The sequence below is a fragment of the Campylobacter sp. VBCF_06 NA8 genome (assembly GCF_027737825.1).
GTDB lineage: Bacteria > Campylobacterota > Campylobacteria > Campylobacterales > Campylobacteraceae > Campylobacter_B.
Map to the genome: position 1 here is coordinate 240,419 of NZ_JAOVUB010000003.1, position 22,857 is coordinate 263,275.

Annotated in this window: 22 protein-coding genes, 1 other RNA gene and 1 pseudogene; 13 read left to right on the forward strand and 11 right to left on the reverse strand. The window is 38.1% G+C overall.

Annotation, left to right across the window (positions count from 1 at the left end):
* Positions 1 to 57 precede the first annotated feature (57 nt).
* The 5 genes and pseudogenes from OFO10_RS08250 to OFO10_RS05585 all read right to left on the reverse strand — a co-directional run.
* Positions 58 to 171: pseudogene (locus OFO10_RS08250) on the reverse strand (peptide ABC transporter ATP-binding protein); the annotation flags it as partial.
* Positions 172 to 332: 161 nt separating this feature from the next.
* Positions 333 to 1,082, reverse strand: a complete 750-nt coding sequence (locus OFO10_RS05570; RefSeq protein ID WP_270866402.1) for a hypothetical protein — start codon at positions 1,080 to 1,082, stop codon at positions 333 to 335.
* Positions 1,083 to 1,147: 65 nt separating this feature from the next.
* Positions 1,148 to 2,131 carry a diaminopimelate dehydrogenase gene (locus OFO10_RS05575; RefSeq protein WP_270866403.1) on the reverse strand — a complete coding sequence of 328 codons (984 nt, stop codon included), beginning with the start codon at positions 2,129 to 2,131 and terminating at the stop codon, positions 1,148 to 1,150.
* Positions 2,132 to 2,246: 115 nt separating this feature from the next.
* A complete protein-coding gene (locus OFO10_RS05580; RefSeq protein ID WP_270859445.1) occupies positions 2,247 to 2,615 on the reverse strand; it encodes a DMT family protein in 369 nt (122 codons plus the stop codon).
* A 42-nt stretch (positions 2,616 to 2,657) separates the two neighbouring features.
* Positions 2,658 to 5,426 carry a valine--tRNA ligase gene (locus OFO10_RS05585; protein WP_270866404.1) on the reverse strand — a complete coding sequence of 923 codons (2,769 nt, stop codon included), beginning with the start codon at positions 5,424 to 5,426 and terminating at the stop codon, positions 2,658 to 2,660.
* 168 nt (positions 5,427 to 5,594) lie between these two features.
* Here OFO10_RS05585 and OFO10_RS05590 point away from each other — a divergent pair, with 168 nt between their 5' ends.
* Positions 5,595 to 7,226 (forward strand): cation:proton antiporter domain-containing protein, encoded by a 1,632-nt coding sequence (locus OFO10_RS05590; protein WP_270866405.1) that lies wholly within the window; start codon positions 5,595 to 5,597, stop codon positions 7,224 to 7,226.
* Positions 7,227 to 7,274: 48 nt separating this feature from the next.
* Positions 7,275 to 8,240: a methionine ABC transporter ATP-binding protein gene (locus tag OFO10_RS05595; RefSeq protein WP_270866406.1), complete on the forward strand. Its 966-nt coding sequence runs from the start codon at positions 7,275 to 7,277 to the stop codon at positions 8,238 to 8,240.
* Positions 8,241 to 8,355: 115 nt separating this feature from the next.
* Here OFO10_RS05595 and OFO10_RS05600 read toward each other — a convergent pair whose 3' ends face one another.
* The gene (locus OFO10_RS05600) at positions 8,356 to 9,768 is read right to left on the reverse strand and encodes a DegQ family serine endoprotease (RefSeq protein WP_270862406.1); all 1,413 of its coding nucleotides are present in this window, start codon (positions 9,766 to 9,768) and stop codon (positions 8,356 to 8,358) included.
* Positions 9,769 to 9,934: 166 nt separating this feature from the next.
* Between OFO10_RS05600 and OFO10_RS05605 the strand changes: the two genes are divergently transcribed.
* From OFO10_RS05605 to OFO10_RS05645, 9 genes are all read left to right on the forward strand, one after another.
* Positions 9,935 to 10,822 carry a DnaJ C-terminal domain-containing protein gene (locus OFO10_RS05605; protein ID WP_270866407.1) on the forward strand — a complete coding sequence of 296 codons (888 nt, stop codon included), beginning with the start codon at positions 9,935 to 9,937 and terminating at the stop codon, positions 10,820 to 10,822.
* A 9-nt stretch (positions 10,823 to 10,831) separates the two neighbouring features.
* Positions 10,832 to 11,140 carry a heat shock protein transcriptional repressor HspR gene (locus OFO10_RS05610; RefSeq protein ID WP_270866408.1) on the forward strand — a complete coding sequence of 103 codons (309 nt, stop codon included), beginning with the start codon at positions 10,832 to 10,834 and terminating at the stop codon, positions 11,138 to 11,140.
* 260 nt (positions 11,141 to 11,400) lie between these two features.
* Positions 11,401 to 11,889: a WG repeat-containing protein gene (locus OFO10_RS05615; RefSeq protein ID WP_270866409.1), complete on the forward strand. Its 489-nt coding sequence runs from the start codon at positions 11,401 to 11,403 to the stop codon at positions 11,887 to 11,889.
* Complete coding sequence (locus OFO10_RS05620; RefSeq protein WP_270866410.1) at positions 11,882 to 12,544, forward strand: hypothetical protein; 663 nt, start codon at positions 11,882 to 11,884, stop codon at positions 12,542 to 12,544. Before OFO10_RS05615 ends, OFO10_RS05620 begins: the two co-directional genes overlap by 8 nt.
* A gap of 2 nt (positions 12,545 to 12,546) precedes the next feature.
* The gene (locus OFO10_RS05625; RefSeq protein WP_270866411.1) at positions 12,547 to 13,044 is read left to right on the forward strand and encodes a hypothetical protein; all 498 of its coding nucleotides are present in this window, start codon (positions 12,547 to 12,549) and stop codon (positions 13,042 to 13,044) included.
* Positions 13,045 to 13,054: 10 nt separating this feature from the next.
* Complete coding sequence (locus OFO10_RS05630) at positions 13,055 to 13,894, forward strand: hypothetical protein (protein WP_270866412.1); 840 nt, start codon at positions 13,055 to 13,057, stop codon at positions 13,892 to 13,894.
* Positions 13,895 to 13,926: 32 nt separating this feature from the next.
* Positions 13,927 to 14,115, forward strand: coding sequence for a hypothetical protein (locus tag OFO10_RS05635; protein ID WP_270866413.1), 189 nt, complete (start codon positions 13,927 to 13,929; stop codon positions 14,113 to 14,115).
* A gap of 143 nt (positions 14,116 to 14,258) precedes the next feature.
* The gene (locus OFO10_RS05640; RefSeq protein ID WP_270866414.1) at positions 14,259 to 15,530 is read left to right on the forward strand and encodes a hypothetical protein; all 1,272 of its coding nucleotides are present in this window, start codon (positions 14,259 to 14,261) and stop codon (positions 15,528 to 15,530) included.
* Positions 15,527 to 15,676: a hypothetical protein gene (locus tag OFO10_RS05645; protein WP_270866415.1), complete on the forward strand. Its 150-nt coding sequence runs from the start codon at positions 15,527 to 15,529 to the stop codon at positions 15,674 to 15,676. The genes OFO10_RS05640 and OFO10_RS05645 overlap by 4 nt, the downstream gene beginning before the upstream one ends.
* Before the next feature lie 75 nt (positions 15,677 to 15,751).
* Here the strand turns inward: OFO10_RS05645 and ftsZ are convergent, their stop codons facing one another.
* From ftsZ to OFO10_RS05665, 4 genes are all read right to left on the reverse strand, one after another.
* Positions 15,752 to 16,912 (reverse strand): cell division protein FtsZ, encoded by a 1,161-nt coding sequence (gene ftsZ / locus OFO10_RS05650; RefSeq protein WP_270866416.1) that lies wholly within the window; start codon positions 16,910 to 16,912, stop codon positions 15,752 to 15,754.
* Between the two features lie 20 nt (positions 16,913 to 16,932).
* Positions 16,933 to 18,312, reverse strand: a complete 1,380-nt coding sequence (gene ftsA / locus OFO10_RS05655; RefSeq protein WP_270866417.1) for a cell division protein FtsA — start codon at positions 18,310 to 18,312, stop codon at positions 16,933 to 16,935.
* Positions 18,305 to 19,762: a peptidylprolyl isomerase gene (locus OFO10_RS05660; protein WP_270866418.1), complete on the reverse strand. Its 1,458-nt coding sequence runs from the start codon at positions 19,760 to 19,762 to the stop codon at positions 18,305 to 18,307. Before OFO10_RS05660 ends, ftsA begins: the two co-directional genes overlap by 8 nt.
* Positions 19,763 to 19,889: 127 nt before the next feature.
* Positions 19,890 to 20,456 (reverse strand): class II aldolase and adducin N-terminal domain-containing protein, encoded by a 567-nt coding sequence (locus tag OFO10_RS05665; RefSeq protein WP_270859434.1) that lies wholly within the window; start codon positions 20,454 to 20,456, stop codon positions 19,890 to 19,892.
* Between the two features lie 63 nt (positions 20,457 to 20,519).
* Between OFO10_RS05665 and rsmH the strand changes: the two genes are divergently transcribed.
* Together rsmH and OFO10_RS05675 are read left to right on the forward strand one after the other, a co-directional pair.
* On the forward strand, positions 20,520 to 21,455 hold the full coding sequence (gene rsmH, locus OFO10_RS05670; protein ID WP_270866419.1) for a 16S rRNA (cytosine(1402)-N(4))-methyltransferase RsmH: 936 nt from the start codon (positions 20,520 to 20,522) through the stop codon (positions 21,453 to 21,455).
* A gap of 128 nt (positions 21,456 to 21,583) precedes the next feature.
* A complete protein-coding gene (locus OFO10_RS05675) occupies positions 21,584 to 21,961 on the forward strand; it encodes a hypothetical protein (protein WP_270866420.1) in 378 nt (125 codons plus the stop codon).
* A gap of 391 nt (positions 21,962 to 22,352) precedes the next feature.
* On the opposite strand, the gene rnpB is transcribed toward OFO10_RS05675, so the two are convergent.
* An RNA gene (rnpB, locus tag OFO10_RS05680) (RNase P RNA component class A) lies at positions 22,353 to 22,679 on the reverse strand.
* Between the last annotated feature and the right edge of the window lie 178 nt (positions 22,680 to 22,857).

Sequence of the window (22,857 nt, forward strand, 5' to 3'; positions counted from 1 at the left end):
AAGCTCGCTAGGGGTTTTTGGCGAGATTAGCGCTGGTGCGATGTCCAAAATGCTAAATGCACCACTTTTGCCAACGATGGCTAAAATTTCGCCTTTTTTAATATCGGCTGAAACACCTTTTATAATCTCGTTATTGCCAAAACTTTTATGCAAATTTTCGATTTTTATCACTAAATTTTCCTTTTAAATTTTCAATCCGATGATTTTAACTAAATTTGCATAAATAGTGAATAAAAGCTAATTTATAGCAAATTTCACATTTATATGAAATGGTGTATGAGTTTAAAAATTTTAGAAATCATGATTTTTAAGAAGTTAGTCATATATTCTATTTAATTAAAATAGAATTTTTTCAAATTTTGTATATCAATATTTTGTATTAAAAACCATTTTCTAATTTCGCCATATTCTTTGTCGCTAACGCAAATTAGATAATTTCTTAATTTAGGATAAAAAAATCCTTTTTCTCGTATTATTTGTGGCGTGTTGGCTAAAATGGCTGGGAAAAGCGTGAAATTTTTGAAGCTATGATTTATGTTAAAAAAATAAAATAACTTCAATATAAAATTACCTACAAAAATAAAAATCATAAACAAGAAAATTCTAATATCTGTAAAATAATCGGTAATTGTAATTAAAAAATATACTATGCCGATTACAGCATTCCAAGTTCTATCATTTAAACCACTACCCCAAAATGGCTTTATAATATTTTCTTTAATTGTAGAATTGTAAATTTGTCGTTCTTGCACACCATTTCTATAAAAAACAATAGAATTTTGATAAAAGCAAATTTTGTCATCAAATGCTGAGCAATGGCTAAAAATAACTCGCATAATAACAATAAAAATAAGAGCAAAAATAATTAAAAATCCAACGCTAACTTTATCGTTATTTGGTAAAAACAATGTCGCCACAGATACAAGATAAGCAGAAATCATTACAGATAAAACACAACCGCTTCTTATAAGTATTGTAAATAATCTTTCATAATTTTTGATAATTAAAGGCTCTTTATCATAATCTCGCAAAATTTTATTTTTATTAAAAACATTATTTTTTAAATTTTTGTTTTCTACCACGAAATTCCTTTTAATCTTCGCCGTGCGAATTAGCTAAAATTCGGCATTTCGCACGGCAAGTAAATTTACAAAATCTCTTTTCTGAGCTCGCTAGGGGTTTTTGGCGAGATGAGAGCCGGTGCGATGTCAAAAATGCTAAACGCACCACTTTTGCCATCTTTATGCAGTCGGTGCGCCGCTCTTGCGTAAGCCACTAGCACGCTAGCCGTAAATTCAGGGTTTGAATCAAGTTTTAGGCTAAATTCGATTAGGTGTTTTGTCTCGCCGTGCTCTCCTGTGCTACCGCTTCTTAGCACGAAGCCACCATGCGGAATTCCGCCGTGTTCGCGTTTTAGTGTTTCAAGGTCGATAAAATGCACGGTCGTATCGTAATCAGCGAAATAATTTGGCATTGTTTTGATTTCGTTTTCGATTTTTGCTTTATCAGCGCCATCTTCTACGACCACGAAGCACTCACGCAAATGCTTTTCTCTCGTGCTTAAATTTGGATTTTCTCCGGCTCTGACACTTGCTAACGCGCTTTCTATCGGCACGGTGTATTGTCTAGCATCGACTACGCCTTTGATTCGGCGGATAGCGTCAGAATGCCCTTGGCTCACGCCTTTGCCCCAAAATGTGTAGCTCTCGCCACTTTCTAGCACGCTTTCGCCCACAAGGCGATTTAGCGAAAATAGACCCGGATCCCAGCCAATAGCGATAATGCCGACATTTCCGCCACTTTTGGCTGCGTTATCGACATTTGCGAAGTGTTCAGGGATTTTGGCGTGTGTATCGAAGCTATCGACGACGCAGAAGTTTTTGGCAAACTCTGGCGTTTGAGTTGGCAAATCAGTCGCCGAGCCACCGCAAAGCACCAAAACATCGAATTTGCCTTTGAAATTTAATATTTCATCTATGCTAAATACACTCGCGCCGCAGGTTTTCACGCTAGCTGGCTCACGGCGAGAAAATACGCCGAAAACTTCCATATCGCTTGTGTTTCGCACGGCTAGTTCGACGCCACGACCTAAATTTCCATAACCTAAAATTCCTATTTTGATTTTACTCATTTTTTATCCTTTTTATTAAATTTTATTTCTGAATTTTGCCTATTTTTGGGCTTTCACGGCACCATTTCAAATCGCCAAAATCGTTTTGAAAAACCAAAAAATATCATAAAATTTCCTATTTTTTAAACATAAAATACACAGCCAAAACTAGGAAAACAAAGCTTATAATGTGGTTTATGCGAAAAGCTTCGCTTTTGAAAATCAGCAGTGCAAACACGCTAAAAACGCTAAGCGTGATGACTTCTTGCATGACTTTTAGCTGCCAAATGTCAAATGAACCGCCGTTGCCGATGTAGCCGTATTTGTTGGCTGGTATGAGCAGACAATACTCGAAAAACGCCACGCACCAGCCAAAGAGAATAATCCCAAAAAGCCCAAGGTTGCTAAAAAACGGAATTTTGGTAAATTTCAGGTGCGCATACCACGCAATCGTCATCAAAACATTTGAAAAAATCAGTAAAATTATGGTGTAGTATGGTTTCATTTTATCTGCCTAAATTTTTAATTTTATACTCTTTCGCATTTTTCACTTCACTCCCAAATTTGCAAGTTCCCCGCAAACTTTATTAAACTGCTCTTTTGCGTTTGCTAAGCCGTTGCGATTTGTTTCGATGACGCTAGCTGGGGCAGAAGCCATAAATTTCTCATTTCCTAGCATATTTTCTAGTTTTGCAATCTCTTTTTCAAGCTTTGTTTTTTGCGAATTCAAGCGATTTATGATAGGGTTTAAATCCACGCCTTCAAGCGCAACAAAGCTTTCTAAATTCGTGCTCACATCACGCACGGCATTTGCCACAGGAGCGCTTACAAACTCGATTTCATCGCATTTGGCAAGGGTTTTGATATAATCTTTCGCCCCGCTTAAATCAAATGAGCTCAGCACAAAAGCCTTTGCGATTTTAGCATTTCCTAAATCAATCGTCGCTTTTGCACGACGAATGCTCACAATCGCTTCAATCACACGCTCAAAAAGCTTTTCGATCCCTTCGTTTTGCGCCGAAGTTTTTGGGTATCTCATCATGGTTACAGATTCTCCGCTCTCCAACGAAGTCCCGCTAAGCTCGTGATATAAATACTCGCTGATAAACGGCATAAATGGGCTAAGAAGCTTTAAGGCTTCTTTAAAAATCATACCAAGCTCAGGGATTGCAGCCTTGTTTGCTTTGCTAAGCTCAATCCCCCAGTCGCAAAATTCGTCCCAGAAAAATTTATACAAATCAGTCGCAGCGTCGTTGAAGCGATACGCGTCGAGATTTGCCCTGACCGAATTTACACACGCCTTAAAACGGCTTAGCATATACTCTCCAAGCTTCGTTTGAACCAAATTTTCGTCCAAATCATCGAATTTAGACGAATTTAAAAGCAAAAATTTACTTGCGTTGTAAAGCTTATTTACGAAATTTCGATAAATCAAAAGTTTGTCGTCCGAAAGGCGTAGGTCGCGACCTTGCACGCACAAAACAGTCAGTGTAAATCGCAAAATGTCGGCTGAATACTCATCGATTTTATCGAGCGGATCGACGATATTTTTGCTTGATTTGCTCATTTTTTTGCCGTCTTTGTCCTTAACTAGGGCGTGAAGATAGACATCTTTAAACGGCAATTTAGAAGTAGCGTTTTCGCATTGGAAAAACATTCTTGCAACCCAAAAGAAAAGTATGTCAAAGCCCGTAATCAGCATAGTATTTGGGTAAAATTCTGCTAAATCGCTCTCATGCCATTTTTCATCTTTTAGCGCGTCGCCGTTGCCCCAGCCAAGTGTCGAAATCGGCCACAAGCCGCTTGAAAACCAAGTATCAAGGACATCCGGGTCTTGCGTAAATTTCGCACTTCCGCATTTTGGGCATTTGCTTGGGCTTTCATTTTCGTCCGCCCACTCATGTCCGCACTCGCAGTAAAACACAGGAATTCGGTGTCCCCACCAAAGCTGACGGCTAATGCACCAGTCTTTTAACTCTCTCATCCACGCATTAAAGCTGTTTATCCAGTGCGACGGGAAAAACTCAGCCCCGCCGTCATTTACCATTTTTATGGCATTTTTAGCGATGTCTGATTTGACAAACCACTGCTTTGAGATATAGGGCTCGACGACATTTTTACAGCGATAGCAATACCCGACTTGATTTTCGTAATCTTCGATTTTTTCGATAAAGCCTAGCTCATCAAGCTTTGCGACGATTTTATCTCTGGCTTCAAGGCGTTCAAGTCCTGCAAATTCGCCGCAATATTCGTTTAAAATTCCTTTTTCGTCAAAGATTGTGATGAATTCCAAATTGTGGCGATTGCCGACTTCGTAGTCGTTTTGATCGTGCGCAGGTGTTACTTTTACGCAACCTGTTCCAAACGCCATATCGACATGCTCGTCGGCGATGATTTTGATTTTTCGCCCTATAATGGGGAGTTCTACAAATTTTCCGATTAAATTTTTATATCGCTCGTCGGCTGGATTTACCATTACTGCGGTATCGCCAAAGTATGTTTCAGGTCTAGTCGTAGCCACTACGACATAACGGCTCGTCTCGCAGCACGCCTGCGAAAAAACTTCACTTGAACTGCACTGCGTTGCACGCTCAGTGCAACTCATTTGTTCTTCGCTCAGTTTTTCCACATTCGCACCACGATACTTCGCCGAATTTTCTGCGGAATTTTCGCTAGAATTTGCCAAATTTTCATCACATAAATAATATCTTATATAATAAAGTTTGCCTTTATTTGCTTTATGTTCGACTTCGACATCGCTAAGGGCGCCGTCGTGAGTGCACCAATTCACCATATAATTGCCACGCACGATTAAGCCCTTTTCGTATAAATTTACAAAGGCTTTTCGCACGGCATTTTTAAGCCCGTCGTCCATGGTAAATCTCTCTCTACTCCAAGCAGGACCCACGCCAAGACGGCGAATTTGTCGAACTATCGTGCCGCCGCTTTGCTCTTTCCACTTCCAAACATGTTTTAAAAACTCATCTCTGCCGATTTCTTCTTTTTTTATGCCTTTTGCTAGAAGTTCGCGTTCTACGACATTTTGAGTGGCGATTCCTGCGTGATCGAGTCCTGGTTGATACAGTGCTTTGTATCCGTCCATGCGTTTATAACGCGTCATAATGTCTTGCAGGGTGCAAGTCAGCGAGTGTCCTATGTGCAAAACGCCCGTTACATTTGGCGGTGGCATCATAATGCAAAATGTTTTGCCTTTTTCTTGGATATTTTTGTTGCCGTCGATCTCGAAATAACCGCGTTCTTCCCAAATTTTATAAAATTTTTCTTCAACTTCTTTTGGATTGTAAAAATCTGCCATTTTAACTGCCTTTTTATTTGATTTTAAAAACTGACGATTATAGTTAAATTTCACTAAAAACCAGTTAAAATTCGAAATTTTATCGCCAAATTTGCCCTAAATTTGCGATATTTTAAGCTAAATTTTAGTAAAATCAAAGATTTAAAATTTTCCCTAGAAAGGTTGCAAATGGATTTTGCTATCGAGCTATTTTTGACGATTACTGCACTTGCAATCGTTCTAAACATAGTTTTTAAAGTCTTTGAAATCCCTAGCATTATCGGATATATCGTCGCAGGTGTGTGTTTTACGCAGATTTATAGCCTCACACGCGACGAGAGTATGTATATGTCGCAAATCGCCGAATTTGGCGTAGTTTTTCTAATGTTTAGCATAGGATTGGAGTTTAGCTTCAAGCACCTAATGAGTATGAAAAAAGATGTCTTTTTCAACGGATTTTTGCAGGTTGCAGGCACTGGGCTGATACTCACTCTCATAATAGATCAAGTTTTAAGCGAAAATATCAAAACAGCCATTATTATCGGTCTTGCGCTATCTTTAAGTTCTACTGCAATAGTGCTAAAAAGCCTAAATGACTCTGGCGAAATAAATCGCAATCACGGAAGAAAAGTGCTTGGAATTTTGCTTTTCCAAGATTTGGCTGTAATTCCGATTTTGCTGATGATTGATATTTTTGCCTCCACCGATAGCACGCCTGTAAATGAGCTGATTTTGCACACCGCCATAAGCGCGGCGATTGTGATTATATCGCTTTTTTTAATCGGCAAATTCCTGCTAAACACCCTGCTAGGCTATGTTACAAAGCTAAATTCCAAAGAAATTTTCATCGCCACGGTTTTATTCGTGGTAATCGGTGCTAGCTTTTTGGCTCATGTGTTTGGATTTAGCTACACGCTGGGCGCATTTATCGCTGGCATGCTGATTGCCGAAACCGAATACAAGCGCGAAATTGCAGCCGGCATGAGTTCGCTCAGAGATATTTTGCTTGGTCTATTTTTTATCACAATCGGAATTCAGATTAAATTTGACATTATCGCCAACCACTACGGCGTGATTTTGTTAGGAATTATCATTATAATGGCGCTAAAAGCCGGCATTGTCTATGCGATACTCATCTTATCAACTCACAAAAGAATTGCGCTCAAATCAGCCCTATCTCTGGCGCAAATCGGCGAATTTGCCCTAGCGATTTTCGCACTTTTGATATCCAAAAATTTAATAAACAAAGAAAATGCGCAAATTCTAATTGCAATCGTTGTGGCGACGATGATTTTGACACCATTTATCCTAAAAAACCTAAACCGCATCGCAAACCGCTTCGAATCAAATGTCGAAAAACTCGAAGACGAGGTGCATAAGGTCAAAATTTCACCTATGAAAAACCATTTTGTCATCGTTGGATACGGCAGAGTAGGACAAGAAATACTGCTTAGACTGCGCGATAATGGCCTGCCATATATCGTGGCTGAAAGCGATTTGGAGCTTGTGGATCTTGGCAAATCGCGCGGAGAAAATGTGCATTTTGCCAATATGATGCAAAAGGGCGTCATCGACGAATTTAGCCTGCGTCAAGCCTCTGTAATAATACTAACAATCACAAACCAAGAAAAACTCGATATCGTTACAAATATGCTAAATAAGGAAAATTTAAGCGCAAAAATCATTGTGATGTATTCAGGGCCGTATCGCAAGGTCGAATTAGAGGGCGAATTCGGCGAGAATTTTATATTTATGAAGGAAGAGCGCATGCTGGCTGGCTCGCTTTTGCAAGAGGCGTTAAGACAAAAATTGCAAAGCTAAAATTTTGAAAATTTAAGTAAAATTATGGAAAAAAATAAAGGAAATTTAGTGATAAAAATCGAAAATTTGCATAAAAGTTTCGGAAAATCCGAAATCATAAAAGGTGTCAGCGCCGAGATCAAAAAAGGCGAAATTTTCGCTATCGTGGGACAAAGTGGCGCGGGCAAAAGCACCCTACTTCGCTGTATAAATGGGCTAGAAAATTACCAAAGCGGCAGTCTAAAAGTCGCTGGCAAAGAGGTGGCGGATTTAAAAGGCGATGAAGTGCGCGAATTTCGCAAAAATATCGGTATGATTTTTCAACATTTCGCGCTAATGAGCCGAAAAACGGTCGCCGAAAATGTCGCCACACCGCTTAGGTTTTGGAAATTTGAGGAAGGCTATATCAAAGAGCGCGTGGCCGAATTGCTCGTTCTAGTCGGCCTCAAAGACAAAGCAAACGCCTATCCTAGCGAGCTTAGTGGCGGTCAGAAGCAAAGAGTAGCCATTGCTAGGGCATTGGCACTAAAACCGCAAATTTTACTTAGCGACGAGGCGACCTCAGCGCTCGATCCAAACACAACGACGCAAATTTTAAATTTGCTTAAAGAAATAAACCGCTCGCTTGGCATTACGATAGTTTTGGTAACGCACGAAATGGAGGTCGTCAAAAGCATAGCCAACCGCGCTATGCTCCTAAAACACGGCGTCGTCGTGGGCTCTGGCGATATCGTGGAGCTGTTTTTGCACCCTGATGAGCATATGAAGGAATTCCTAGGCGAAGAGGAAGTGTTACCACCAAATAATATAAATGTAAGGCTGTTTTTCCCGCCAGATGTCGCGTTTGATAGCATTATCACGCACATGGCGCACGAGCTTGGCATAAATTTCAATATCGTCTGGGGTAAGTTAGAGCGCCTGGATAAAAGCGTCGTGGGCTCGCTCGTGATAAATGTCCTACCAACCCAGCTCGAAGCCGTGGAGAAATATATCAGCGAAAAGGGCGTGATTTACGAAGTCGTGGAGAGGAAATAATTTTTCCCAAAAAATTATAATTAAAATTAAAAAATAAAATCGGCGAAGTCGTTTGAAATTTGACTTCGCCAAGTGAAAATTTGGCAAAGCCTAAGCCCTGCCAAATTTGCCAATTTTAGCGGATTACTAGTCCTTGTGGGATACCGTTTCTAATAACCCAAACTAGTACTTTTTTGCCTTTGTAGGCTTTGATATATTTGTTAAAATCATCGATATTTTCGACATCGTTTTGACCGATTTGGATAATTATATCGCCCTTTCTAAACCCATACTCGCTCGCTTTTGAATCAGCTTTTACATTTGTTACGATTGCGCCTTTTAGATCTTTATTTAGCGCATATTTTGAGCGAATTTCATCATCTAGATTTTTAAGGCTTAGCCCCTCTAATGCGCCCTCATCGACATTTGAGCTGCCGGCGTTAGATGATTTATCCATACTATCTAGTTTGAGGGTTACTTTTTGGTTTTTGCCGTCGCGCTCAAACTCGATTTCGACCTTGCTACCCGGATTCATCGAGCCGACCAAATTTTTAAGCTCGTTTGCGTTTTTGACAGGTTTGTCATCGACTTTTATAATCAAATCACCCCTTTTAATGCCCGCTTTATCCGCTGGCAAGCCCTCTTCCACGCTCGAAATCAGCGCACCTTCTTTGCTATTGTAAATCTCTTTTTGCTCTTTTGACATATCGCTAATCGTTACGCCGATATATCCGCGCTCGATTTTGCCGTCGCTAATGAGCTTTTTGGCGATATCTTTGACCATATTTGACGGGATTGCAAATCCTATACCGTTGTTTCCGCCACTTCTGCTTAAAATCGCTGAGTTTATACCAATCAGCGCGCCACGGCTATCGACTAGCGCACCGCCTGAGTTGCCCGGATTTATCGAAGCGTCTGTTTGGATAAAATTTTCGTATTGATTAAGCCCGATATTGTTTTTATTTAGCGCAGAGACGATTCCTTGCGTAATCGTGCCACCCACGCCAAATGGATTTCCGATAGCAAACACTATATCGCCCTCCACAGCCTTTGACGAATCAGCAAATTTAATCGCAGATAGCCTTTTTTCCTCGATTTTGATAATCGCCAAATCGGTTTTTGAATCCGTTCCTACGACCTTGGCTTTATACTCTTTATCATTATCGAGCAGTGTAACTACGATTTCATCGGCATTTTCGACGACATGGTTGTTTGTGACGATGTATCCGTCATCTGAGATAATCACACCTGATCCCAAAGAGCTGACCTCGCGCTCTTGTCTAGGCAGGTTAAAATCGAAAAATTGCTTAAAAAACGGATCGTTAAACATCTCCGCCATTGGGTTGTTTGCGACTTTGTGTTTTGATTTGGTCGAGATATTTACGACAGATTTTTTCGCCTCGGCAATCGAGCTGTGGTATGAGAGAACGACATCCTTGCTAAACTCAGGATTTACACGATCAAATTTCGCGCCAGCCTCGCTGATATCGATATTCGCGCCAAAAAGCGAAGCACTAAGTGCCAAAGATAGCAAAATGGTTTTTTTCATTTAAATTCCTTTTGAATAAAATTTTCGTGCAATTATAAATTTCTAGGGCTAATATTTGTTTAATGTAATTACAAGATTTATAAACAAAATATATTAAACTTGATTGACATAGACTAAACTTTTATGATATAATCAATATAAAATTTAGACAAAAAAGGAAGGTAAAATGGCAAATTCTAGCCTTTATGAGACTCTCGGCATTAGCAAATCTGCCAGTGCTGACGAGATTAAAAAAGCCTATCGCAGGCTCGCTAGAAAGTATCACCCAGATATCAACAAAGACCCCGGCGCAGAGGAAAAATTCAAAGAAATCAACGCAGCGTATGAAATTTTAAGCGATGAGAAAAAACGCGCTCAGTATGACCAATACGGCGATTCTATGTTTGGCGGTCAAAATTTCCACGATTTCGCCAAAGGTTCGGCTGGCATGGGCGATTTAAACGACATTTTAAACAGCATTTTTGGCGGATTTTCTGGCGCGAAGGGCTCACGCGGGGGCTTTGATTTTGGTGGCGGGTTTAATCCGTTTGGATTCGGTGCTGGGTTTAGCGGCGGATTTGGCGCGGATTTAGACAAACACAGCGCGATCGAAATCCCCTTTGACACCGCGATAAATGGCGGAGAAATGAGCATAAATTTAGGCGGCGAAAATGTGAAATTTAAAATCCCAGCGGGGATTAATACAGGCGAGAAACTGCGCATTAGGGGCAAAGGCAACTCAAACGGCGAGCAAAGCGGAGATTTGATTTTAGAGATTAAAATTTCGCCAAGCGCTGAGTATGAGCGCAACGGCGATGATTTGAGCAAAAAAATCGATGTCCCGCTAAAAACTGCGCTTTTTGGTGGCAAAATCGAGGTCGCCACACCCAAAAAAACAGCCACGATTAAAATCAGCAAAAACACCAAAAACGGCCAAAAATACCGCCTCAAAGGCTATGGCGTGCAAAACCGCAAAACCAAAATTTTAGGCGACCTCTACGCCGTAGTAAATATCGTCTTGCCAGATGCCGATAGCCTAAGCGACGAGGTTCGCGAGGCATTAGAAAGCTTATAAGGAGAGAATATGCACGATTATGACGAGCCGGTTTATCTAATCTCAATCGTAGCCAAAGTCCTTGATATCCACCCCCAAACCCTGCGCCAATACGAGCGCGAAGGGCTAGTCAAGCCGGGCAGGACGGACGGGAAAATGAGGCTGTATTCGGCGCGCGATATGGATAAAATCCGTATGATAGTAAATCTCACAAAGGAGCTCGGCGTGAATTTAGCGGGCGTGGATGTGATTTTTAGACTGCAAGATCAAATCAGCGAATACGAAAAAGAGATCGAAATTTTGCGCGGGAAGATTTTAGAACTCGGCGGGGAGATTTGAAAATTTAGCGAAATTTGAAATTTTGAGCTATGAGCCAAATTTACTAAATTTCGATAAATTTCGCCAAATTTCCCCTGTAATTCGATAAATTCCCCAAATTTCCCAGCGATTAATTTGACAAATTTTAAATTCCACCCAAAACTACGAAGCCTTATCTACTAATTTGCAAAAATCTTTTTCTTCAAAACGATTAAAATTTTAAGTTTTTTTTATGGGGGGGGGGGGGTAAAATAAACGAATTTTTTAAAAAAGGAGTTTAAATGGGATTAATAGCATTTAAAGAAAATAGAAAAATTGGTTTTAAAAACGAAAAAGGCGATATTGTTATTTCTTGCAAATACGACGAAATTTGGGACAATAACAAAGAAAGCATGATTAAGGTTATGGCAAATAATAAATTTGGTTTTGTCGATAAAAAAAATGAATTTTCCATACCTTGCCAATACGATGATGTTGGTATTTTTAGTTGCGATATGGTTTCTGTATGTAAAAATCAAAAATGGGGAGTTATAGACAAAAAAAGGAAAAAAATAGTAGATTTTATTTATGATTTTATTGAATATTTTAGTGAAGACTTAGCACCAGTTTGCATAAACGACAAATGGAATTATATAAATAAGTCAGGTAAAGAAGTTATCAAGCATGATTTTGATTTTGCTGGACATTTCAATAACGGTATAGCCGAAGTAAAAAAAGATGGCAAAAAGTATTTTATAGATAAAAATGGAAAGGCGATTAATCATGTTTGATCCGATGACATGGGCTATTTTTGTTTTTATAGCAAAAGGCTTAGGAGTGATATTTTCTTCTGGCGAAAAAACGATAACCAGTTCATCGGGCAAAAACATTAAAATTAAGCCAGAAGATACACCAAAAATATTGTTAGACGGCAATCAAGAAAGCGGAAAAGATACTCTAATCCATATATTGCAAGGAAAAGGTTTTAGAGACAATTATGAAGCAACTACGATAAGTAAAGATGAATGGGTTGAAGCAAACAATTCATTGTATTTAATAAAAAATGTAGCTGGTTCAAAAGCTGCTCGCATGGCAAAAGAAGAAATAAGGCAAAAAGCTTTTGAAAAAAGCAGAGAACAAGATGGCGTAGTTACTTTTGTTTATGTTTTTGATGCTTCTAAATTTTTGAGCAATAAAAAAGCAGAAAAACAAATAATAGATGAAATAGATATTTTTAAAGAAGAAATTTTTGAAGAAAATCATAAGCATAAAAGAAAGCATAAAATAAGATTAAAAATATTGGGAACTCGTGGAGATCAAATCGAAACTACAAAAATTAACAATATAGAAAATACTATAAAAATAAAATCATTAGTTGATTGCAAAGTATTTGATATGACAAAAAATCCACAAAACGCATTAATGAATTTTATTATAGGAGATTAAAAATGATTAAGATAACAATACAAGGCAAAAACCAAGAAGAAAATCAATTGGCTTGGGAAAATGGAAAAACAGTGCAAGGCGAAATGGAGCTACAAAAAAATTATTATGAAATATCACAAGTCATGGAAAAATATGATTTTGTGCGTAATGGAGTTGAAGAAGCAAAACTTACACAAAATATAAATTTAATGTATATTTTTCACCCCGAAAAAGATGATATAGGACGAGTTAGAGTTGCTATGATTATTTGGGATAATAACTCTGACCAAAATGAAATAGAACAAACAGTAAAATTGGCAGGACTTGAATATCAAAGATTTTTGCAAATTAAAACAGAGGCAAAAACTAAAAATCGAAAACAAACTGCTAAATATATATTAATTGGTGGCGGAATAGGACTATTAGTCGGTGCTGTTGCGACCGATACAGCCCTAAAAGCTATAACTTACGGTGTAATTGGCTCTATCGGAGGTTATGCTGTAAAAACTTTTACAAAATAAAGGATAAAAAATGCAAGAAAAAAATGAGCTACTTCCTATTCCTACCAAAACAGAAATTTTGGTTTTAGACGATATGACAAAAGAAAAATATAGTATAAGTCCAAAAAGATCGGAACCACTAACAAAAGGATATGAAATGATTTTGGCAGAAGATGAACGATTTAGGGATTATTTTGTCAAAAAAGAAAATAAAGTTATATGTCCTATACAAAATTTAAACGAAAATTTATATTTAGTTCATTCTGGTATTAGGAATAATTTGTATTTTCCTTTAAAAGATTTTCAAATTTTATATAGAGATGAATTAAGAACAATTTTGAGCGATATTTCAAAGAGAATGGGTATAAAAAGATATGAATTTGAATATTTTGAACAAGAGATAAATTTAGAAAAATTTAGAAAAGATTTAAATATCGGAGCTGGTGGAGAATATAAAGCGATTAAAGCTTCGGCTAAATTTTCAAAAGAAGTTTCACGGAGCAAAGAAGCAAAAGCTTATGAAGGAAAATTTATAAAAGGGGAATTTCCAAATTCTGTTGCAGTTTCAAAAGAAGAGCTGCAAAAATTTATAGATAAAGAGCAAATAAATTTATCTGCTTTACCGCCTGAATTTGCTAGTGAGGTGAAGTATTATTTGGACTATGGCGTAATAAATGCAAAAGGTGGTTCGCTAGAACAAACGGAAGAAATGGCTACTTCTTTACAAAAATGCGCAAATTCTCTGGTAAATATGTCGCTAAATGTCGGCGTGGCTGGTTTTTTAAGAGCAGGTGTTGAAGCGAATTTTATAAACGAAAGCGAGACTTCTTACTCATTTTACAGCAAAATTCGCTGGAAATTGGAGTTTTAATTAAACAAAATTTTTAAATAAAAGGAACAAAAATGATAACCCTAGCGATAATAAAAGGCTCGACACTTTTTGTGTATAACGGCTCGAAGTTGCTTTTCAGTAGAAGTGCGGTTGGCGTTACGCTTCTTGGCTTTACAGCCAGTAGCGTAACACTAGCTAGCAAAACCAGCATTTACACTTACGATGAAAAAGGCAGACAGATAAGCATGCGACCAAGATAATCGTATGATTTTGTGATAGGCAAATATGTCCCAAGTAGAAAATTTAAGAATAACCCAAATAGATATTTGATAAAACCCCCTAAAAGGATTACAAATGAAACTAGCCAAATTTTACGGATTAAGAGATGAAAAAGGAGAATTAAATGCAAGATTTTAATCTAACAAAACTAAATTTGCCAAGCGATGAAGTCGGAATTTATTTAAAAATCGATGAAGTATTAAGCGGTGACATAGATACTCAGTTTTGCGGTATTCCCGATATTTATACCACAAGAGAAAAAATAAAATCTCAAATTTTTTCAAACTGGGTTAAGCTAAATTCGCAAAGAGATAAATTTGAAAAGTTATATCCAAATTTGTTTAAATTCGAAAAATATAATGACGGATATCAAAGCGCAAATACCGAAAGCCTAACACGCTGTATAGAACGATATTTTGATGAAGGGACACAATTTAATTTGGGCTTAAAATCGAGCTTCGGTCATATACAATGGTGGGTTGATTTGGAAAACAATAATTCTTGTAAGCTCGACATAAAAGAGATTTTATCTCAATATATCCAAAAAGCAAAAACAATATGCGAATTTGTTGATACTTTAAAAAATTTAACGAAAGATGAATTTTTGTCGCTAGATAGAAAATTGCCTCTTAAAGATAAATTTAAAATTTTAATTTTAAAAAAGAATAAATATTTGCAAAATAATCAAGAGCAATTCGATTTATTGTTAGATTTAGTTTTAAAGCGCGGAAAGGATTTTTCAGGCGTTTTAAGTAACAAAAATACTATAAAACTAGAAAATGAAAGCGAGAAATTAAAGCCTTTTTATGAAGCAATAGAAGATATGTTAAAAAATTTGCCGATAAACATTTCTAGCGACGAGCTTTCAGACGATATTAAAAATAAGCTAATGCAAGAAATATTACTAGATGAGACGGATTGTAGTTTTGTGGCATTGTATCAGCATTTGCATGTGTTTGCCAACCCAAATGTATTTTATATATACACACATTTTGCGGATACTACCTTGAAATTTCGAGCACTCGTTATACAAAATATTCTTGGTTTGCTAAAATTTTTGGCGGACGATACGCCTAGCCTATTTCCGTATATTTCTACAATGATTTTGCACCCAGTTTGGTGGATGAAATTATTAACGCCTAAACCAGATCTTATGAAAATCGCATTTCATGGTTTTGATGAAGAAGCACAAATAGTAAGTCTATTTCATTATGAAAATTGGCACTATATAACAGAAGAAAAAGATAGACAACAATTAAACAAAAACATAAAGTCTATAAACACAGAAAATTTGAAGCAAATCACAGAAATTTGCAAAAAATTGACAAAAGAAGAAGTTGAATTTTTGGTATGTGCGTTTAATAAGATTGAAAAATTTTACAAGGAAGAAAAATGATAACCCTAGCTACGATAAAAGGCTTGGTGCTGGTGGTGCATTTTGCTAGACACATGACAATGAATTTAACGCATTTTAAATACGAGAAATCACGCTCAAAATCAAAGCTCGTATTGCATGAAACAAAGGCTCATAAAATTTTCTAAATTTTAAAATTTATCTAAATCAAACCGGTGCGCGGGGTGCGCACCGATAATAGAAGAATTGCTTTTAAAGGATTATCAATCCATTTGTTTGCGCAAAAATGTCGGCTCTTCTAACTCATCATAAGTTTCATCGCCGTTGAAATCGCCACTAGCTACTTTTTGTTTAGCGAAAAATGATTTTCTAGCGTAGCTTTCTATGATAGCTTGTCTGCTATCAGCGACGCTTTGTTTAGTTACTTGCTTTTTTTCAGCGGCGCTCTTTTCGAAACCAGTAGCTATCAGAGTTACCTCTACACGGTTGTTTTCGATACTATCATCTGTTGTCGTTCCAAAGATTATGTCCGCGTCCTCGCTGACAGCCTCTCTGATGATATTCATAGCGCACTCGATTTCGATAAGCGAGCAATCAGGTGAAATTTTGAAATGAACCAAAACGCCTTGTGCGCCGTTGATTGAAACATTATCAAGTAGCGGTGATTGGATAGCTGCTTTTATCGCTTCCTCTGCTGCGTCCTCGCCGTCGCATACACCTGTGCCCATTAGCGCCATACCGCGGTGTTGCATTACCTTGCGAACATCAGCGTAATCCACATTCATATCGCTATCGCCTGATTCTAAAATCACAGAAATCATACCATTTACAGCTTGTGCTAGGACATTATCGACCTTTTTGTAAGCCTCTTTGATACCTGTTTTTTTATCAATGATTTTCAATAAATTTTGATTTGGGATTACGATTACAGAATCGCACTCTTTTTTAAGCTCTTCCAGGCCCTCTTGCGCTAGGCGCATGCGTTTTTTACCCTCGAAATCAAACGGAGTTGTAACGATACCGATTGTTAGGGCCTTTTTCTCCTTAGCAGCTTTTGCTACGATTGGAGCCGCACCAGTGCCTGTGCCACCACCAAAACCAGAGCCTACAAAGACCATATCAGCGTAATCTAGGCGATCTTTTAGATCCTCATAGCTCTCCTCAGCAGCGCCACGACCCATAGTAGGATCCATACCACAACCAAGCCCTCTGGTTAAATTTGGTCCAAGTTGAATTCTAGTTTTTGCGATTGATTTTTCCAGCGCTTGAACATCTGTGTTAGCTACCATAAGCTCGACATCAGCCTTAGTAAAACCCTCTCTAATCATATGATTAATCATATTACAACCGCCGCCGCCGACGCCGATTACTTTCATTTTGGCGCCATAAACACCTTTGTTTTCTTCCACAATAAATCCTTTCATTGCAATCTCCTCTATTAAATTTAAAAGCTATTTTTAATAAATGTCATAAATTTTTCCAACATATTTGGCTTCTTTTTCTCTGGAAGCCCAATGCCAAGCCCGCCGTTATTTGCCATAGTGTTAGTGTTAGCAACACTGCTTTTTACCTCTTCTGTTTCTATCGCTTGCGTTACTTCTTTTTCATAGTATGTCGAACTCTCTCTGCTTGTAGAGATTTTTATAGTTTCGTCTTTGTAACGAAGCTCGCCGTTAGAATCAATCTCATACGGCGTAAAATCGCCAAATCCATACATACAAAGCCCAACCGCACAAGCATTAGCGCTATCATAAGAAATCTCAGAAAGCCCACTAACGCTCTTTGGTCTAGCCACTCTAACAGATATGTTATCAAAAACCATAGTGCCTAGGTCTCTGACATCATCTAGCTTAGCCATACCACCAGTGATGACTACGCCAGCGCCAAGCCTGTCTTTGTAGCCACTTTTATCGATTTTATCGGCTAAAAGATCGAATATTTCCTTAACTCTTGCTAATATTACTTGCGAAATAATTTCAAGAGAAATCAACTTACTCTCATCTTCCCTTTCACCCATTATAGGCAAATTTACCTCGCTGTCGCCCTCGTTTATCAAATCATTATATGTGATTTTTATATTTTCTGCATAAGGTAGCGGTGTGTGAAGCGCGCGAGAAAGGTCGTTAGTGATGTTATTCGAACCTAACATAACAACATCGTTATAACGCAATGAATTGCCTAGGTGAATAACCACATCGCAAGTCGCTCCGCCCATATCTATAAGCACCACGCCTAACTCTTTTTCATCTTTTGTTAGCGTAGAAATTGATGAGGCATAGCCAGATAGGACTATATTGCTAACCTTTACCCCTGCCATTTCTACTGATTTTTTCAAATTTTGGATTGAGCTTTTTGGAGCGATTATGATATGAACTGATACTTCTAGCCTCGATCCACTCATGCCAAGAGGATCTTCTATATGCTCTTGCTCGTCGATTTTGAAATCATAAGGAAGCACATGCAAAATAGCATAGTCGTTCGGGACATTGGCTTGCGCTTGGGCTACCTTCATAGCGCGATCTATCTCATGGATACCGATCTCGCGCTCCATAGTGATTACGCCACGCGATTTGACACTTTTGGCATACGAACCAGATATCGAAACCACCGCTCTATCGTAGTTGCGACCAGCACTTTTGATAGCGCCTTTTACAGCTTGTTTGATTGAGCTAGCAGCCTGCTCGATGTTAGTAATCACACCCTTTTTTATACCCAAGGTATCAGCTACACCTACTCCGCTAATGCTCAACTCGCCATCATTTTTGGCTATTAAAGCACGAATTTTGTTAGACCCGATGTCTAAGCCTAAGATATACTCACTCACTATCTCTACCTTTATAATATCTTTCGAGTTTATAACGCTTTTCAAGAAGTTTTAACAAATCGCCTTGGAGATTTGAATTTATCATACCGTCGATTTTTTGCGCTACCATAGATTTGTTTTCGTTTATGCTAGTATCATCGCCTAAGCTTTGTTCTGTGATTTTATAAACCAAAGCCTTATCGTCAAAAAGCACAACGCCCTCTTTGGCAGGTTTAGAAAACATTTCGCTGATAAATTTATAAAATTCATCATCTCTAAGCGAAGTTGTATTTTGTGAATTTAGCGTAAATTTGCCAAATTCGGTTCCTTTAAAATCTTTAAGTGCGTTTTGCGCATTTTCGCTTAAAAGCTCGCTAGCCCTAACCACGCGGTAATCAGCCGCCGCTAACTCTTTTGCCTCTTCGAAACTAAGAGGTTTTGGCTCGTCTATGCTAGCGATTTTTACGATTAAATTTCCGTCATTGTAAGCAAAAGGTTTTAAAATTTCACCAACCTTAGCCTCTCCAAGCTCACCCACAGGAAATGTGCTAGGCGTGGCGATAATAGTTTCATTAGTATCAGCTTCGCCTTTTTTGATTTCCAAATATTTTTTTAGCGCTGTTTTTTTGGCTTGATCGATGCTAAAATCCTTTATCACACTATCTTTTGCTGCGGCGAAATCTAGCACCTTATCATCGCTCCCACGATACGCCGAGCGATTTTCGTTATAAAATTTTTCTAACTCAGCGTCGCTAACCTCTGCCATGTTAGTCGGCATAAAGTATGTGCTAAGGGTGTATTTTTTCTCACTCATATAGTGATCTTTTTCGCCCTCCCAAAATTTCTTTAACTCATCGTCGCTAAAACTGACATTATCATCGGCGTAAATCATCTGCGCTTGCACGCTATCTTGCACCAAACCAGAGGCTGTGATAGCCTCGACGATATCCATATTTGGCACGACTTTTATCGCGTCGCTAAGCTTTTCTAGCGTGATTGCTTTTTGCAAATTTCGCTCAAATTCTTTTTTGGTAAGACCTGAATTTTTGACGCTGTTATCATATAAAGTCTGATTAAAAACGCCATTTTCTTGGAAGGCTGGCGCATTTACCACAAACTCGGCCACATCTTTTTCCGTAGCCCTTAGCCCCAAATCGTTAGCGAAATTTAAAAAATACGCCTCTTTAATAAGCTCGTTTGCAGCGATTTCGTCTAGGCGCATTTGATCAGCTTGTTCCCTAGTAAATCTGCCGTCACTCATGCTATAAAGACGATTGTAAAGCTCAGAATATTTCGTATTTAGTTCTTGGTTAGTAACAGAAATTTGTCCTACTTTGGCGATAGAACCAGCTCTGTTTGCGTTCATATCATACGCGCCCCAGCCCACAAAACCAGCACCGACGAAAGCTATCGTGCTAATCCAGATAGTAGGTATGAGCGACTTTTTATGCTTTTGCATCCAATTGATCATAAATTATTTCCCTTTAATCAACTAACAAAATGTGTTAGTATTATACAGATAAAAACCTTATGTAACACTGAAAAATAGGCATTTTTGTCATTTTATAACGCGTTAGTAACATTTTTTTACAAAAAAGTTAATTATGGTTTAGTAAAAGCATTTTGCAACTATTTTCCAAAACAGCGATTTTTTTCGCAAGGCTCTGTGCGCTTCTGGCATACGCAAACACGCCATATCCCCTAACCACGATGATATCACTATTTTCACTCATCATATAATTGTAAATTTCGTGCGGTGCCCTATCGTGCCAATCATCGTAATTTTTCGGATCGTAAATTTCAAGCCGTTTGATGATAGTCGCACCATAATAATCGCGCGGTATGATAAAGTCGTGTTCTAAGGTATATGCAAGCAAATACGGCGGCATAGCGTAAGCAACGAATTTGGCTTCTTTAATATTTTTATATATATTTAAATGTATATCACTATCTATACTCGCCTCTTCCCAGCGATAGTCCTTTTTGGCAAACAACGCCACAAAATCGTCCAAGCCTAGGCTGTCAAAAATGGCATTTTTTTTGTTGATAATGAATTGATTATCCTTAACTTTGGCTGAAATCGAGCCGTGAAAAATGCCAAAAAGCTCCTTTCTAAACATCGAAAGCGAAATTCTACGCAAAATTTCGTAATAATACTCGTCCATTTTTTACCTTTTACCTAAAAAATGCGCTATTATACTAAACTAGAAATTTTAAAAGGATTAAGTTTGCAAATTCCTCATATTCCAGTTTTATTTAACGAAACACTTAGCGCATTTTCGGACACCCAGGGTGGCTACATACTTGATTGCACCCTAGGATACGCAGGACATAGCCAAGGTATCTTGCAAAGCCTACCAAATGTCCATTTAATCGCATGTGATAGGGATAATGAAGCGATAAATTTTTCGAGTAAAAGGCTAGAAAATTTCAAAGATCGCGTGCAAATCCATAAGGCAAAATTTAGTGAAATTTTAAAAATTTTGCCAGATGAAAAAATCAAAAACATAAGGGGAATTTTAGCCGATATCGGCGTTTCATCGCTTCAAATCGACAAAAACGAGCGCGGTTTTGGGCTAGGAAGCGACGAGCTAGATATGCGTATGGACAGCTCTTGCTCAAAAGACGCGAAATTTATAGTAAATAATTATACAAAAGATGAACTTACACGGATTTTGCGTGAATATGGCGAACTTCCAAACGCATATCAAATCGCTGAAAAAATTATCCAAGCACGCAAACTCTCACCTATTACCAGCGCGAAAGATTTAGCGCAAATCATCGGCACTAAACCTGCCAAAAACAGAAGCGTAAGCCCCGCAATCCTCGCATTTCAGGCAATCAGAATAGAGGTAAATAACGAACTTGGCGAACTTAATGAGCTTTTAAATTTAATCGAGCAAAAAGCAAAAAATAAAGTCTTAACTAATGCAAAAATTGCTATAATCTCCTTTCACTCGCTCGAAGATCGTATCGTAAAAACGCGTTTTAAAGAGTGGGAAAAAGCGTGTATTTGCCCAGAATTTGCACTAAAATGTGAGTGTGGAGCTGACCACAATCTAGGCAAAATCATAAGCAAAAAGCCAATCACCGCTAGCAGCGAAGAGCTAGCGCAAAATTCTCGCGCAAGCAGTGCTAAGCTGAGAATTTTTCAGATAAAATAGCCAAATTTAGGCTATTTTAGTAAAATTTTATTAAAAATTATAAGCAAAATTTTATGTAAAATATTATGCTAAATTTTACTTATAATTTTTCGAATTTTGAAAATTTTAAAATTTAAATGGAGAAAATTTTGAATAACGAATATGATTTTATCATAAATAATTCCGTCCCAAACAGGACCAAATCCACGCCCAAGACGAGCGAATATATCAGCGACGAACAAAACCAAATTTTGCAAAACTACCAAACCACAAATTTCAAAGAGGTAAATTTATCCTTAAACAAACTTTTGATGACCTATTTGGTGATGATGTTCGTGTTTTTGCTAACCGTGCCGGCGATTTTTATCCGAAACGAGATTTACTACATTTCGCGCGACATCGCAGAGCTTCGCACCAAACACGAGGTATTGCTCGAAGAAAACCGCGCGCTTAAAAACAATATCGAGTTTTTGCGCTTCAAAAAAGAGATCATCGACGCCGTCAATCTCGATGACAAACCAAACTAACGCCCATTTTGGCTAACTAACGCACTAACTAACAAAAAATTTATGTGATTATTTTAAATTTATTTCGCTACCGCAAGTTTGAAACACTGCCCCGAAATTTTGATTTGCCATTTTGAGAAGCTGTTTTGCTAGGCGTGCAATCCAGAAAAATTCCATAGCCTTTAATCTGTCATTGCGAGAATTTTGCGTTAGCAAAATTCGTGGCAATCCACGAGCTAAAATCACCGAACGATAAATTCGCAAATTTTATAAAATTCCATAAATTTCAAAATTTTAGCAAACAAACTAACCCTAAATTTTACACTCGTAGATTGCACGCTCATTTCACTCGCTCGCAATGACAAATTCAACTACATTTACTATTATTATTGTGGAAATTTTGCAAAAATAAATAAAAGGCGTGGCTATAAGCCGAGTTCTGTCTGTGCGATCATTTATCTACACTGGTTTTTGCAAACCAGTTCTAGCGAATAGTATCTCATAAGACCTTACCTTCTATTCTTGCTGCGAGTTGGGTTTGCACTGCCGCCCATGTCTCCATGCGCGCGGTGGGCTCTTACCCCGCCCTTTCACCCTTACCACAGCGCGAACGCTATGGCGGTTTGCTTTCTGTTGCACTTTCCCTATGGTTTCCCACGGCGTCCGTTAGACGCAACTCTGTCTTATTGCAGCTCGGACTTTCCTCTTGTTTATCACAAGCGACCGCTCGCCACGCCGAAGCGCAATTATAGCCTTTTATGCTTAAATTTCACAAACGCCAAATTTGGGCTATGCGCATAAAATTTTAAAATTCGAAATTCTGCGAAATTTTGCCATTTGCCTGACTTTTAATTTAAACTTTGTAGATTGCCACGAATTTTGCTACGCAAAATTCTCGCAATGACACTTAGGGGCAA

Excerpts from the sequence above, each read along its gene's own strand:
- OFO10_RS05605 (WP_270866407.1), top strand. The coding sequence starts at position 9,935 with ATGGCAAATTCTAGCCTTTATGAGACTCTCGGCATTAGCAAATCTGCC.
- OFO10_RS05665 (WP_270859434.1), bottom strand. The coding sequence starts at position 20,456 with ATGGACGAGTATTATTACGAAATTTTGCGTAGAATTTCGCTTTCGATG.
- ftsZ (WP_270866416.1), bottom strand. The coding sequence starts at position 16,912 with ATGAAAGGATTTATTGTGGAAGAAAACAAAGGTGTTTATGGCGCCAAA.
- OFO10_RS05600 (WP_270862406.1), bottom strand. The coding sequence starts at position 9,768 with ATGAAAAAAACCATTTTGCTATCTTTGGCACTTAGTGCTTCGCTTTTT.
- OFO10_RS05640 (WP_270866414.1), top strand. The coding sequence starts at position 14,259 with ATGCAAGATTTTAATCTAACAAAACTAAATTTGCCAAGCGATGAAGTC.
- OFO10_RS05610 (WP_270866408.1), top strand. The coding sequence starts at position 10,832 with ATGCACGATTATGACGAGCCGGTTTATCTAATCTCAATCGTAGCCAAA.
- OFO10_RS05615 (WP_270866409.1), top strand. The coding sequence starts at position 11,401 with ATGGGATTAATAGCATTTAAAGAAAATAGAAAAATTGGTTTTAAAAAC.
- OFO10_RS05585 (WP_270866404.1), bottom strand. The coding sequence starts at position 5,426 with ATGGCAGATTTTTACAATCCAAAAGAAGTTGAAGAAAAATTTTATAAA.
- OFO10_RS05630 (WP_270866412.1), top strand. The coding sequence starts at position 13,055 with ATGCAAGAAAAAAATGAGCTACTTCCTATTCCTACCAAAACAGAAATT.
- OFO10_RS05635 (WP_270866413.1), top strand. The coding sequence starts at position 13,927 with ATGATAACCCTAGCGATAATAAAAGGCTCGACACTTTTTGTGTATAAC.
- OFO10_RS05590 (WP_270866405.1), top strand. The coding sequence starts at position 5,595 with ATGGATTTTGCTATCGAGCTATTTTTGACGATTACTGCACTTGCAATC.
- OFO10_RS05645 (WP_270866415.1), top strand. The coding sequence starts at position 15,527 with ATGATAACCCTAGCTACGATAAAAGGCTTGGTGCTGGTGGTGCATTTT.
- OFO10_RS05620 (WP_270866410.1), top strand. The coding sequence starts at position 11,882 with ATGTTTGATCCGATGACATGGGCTATTTTTGTTTTTATAGCAAAAGGC.
- OFO10_RS05575 (WP_270866403.1), bottom strand. The coding sequence starts at position 2,131 with ATGAGTAAAATCAAAATAGGAATTTTAGGTTATGGAAATTTAGGTCGT.
- OFO10_RS05580 (WP_270859445.1), bottom strand. The coding sequence starts at position 2,615 with ATGAAACCATACTACACCATAATTTTACTGATTTTTTCAAATGTTTTG.
- OFO10_RS05660 (WP_270866418.1), bottom strand. The coding sequence starts at position 19,762 with ATGATCAATTGGATGCAAAAGCATAAAAAGTCGCTCATACCTACTATC.
- OFO10_RS05625 (WP_270866411.1), top strand. The coding sequence starts at position 12,547 with ATGATTAAGATAACAATACAAGGCAAAAACCAAGAAGAAAATCAATTG.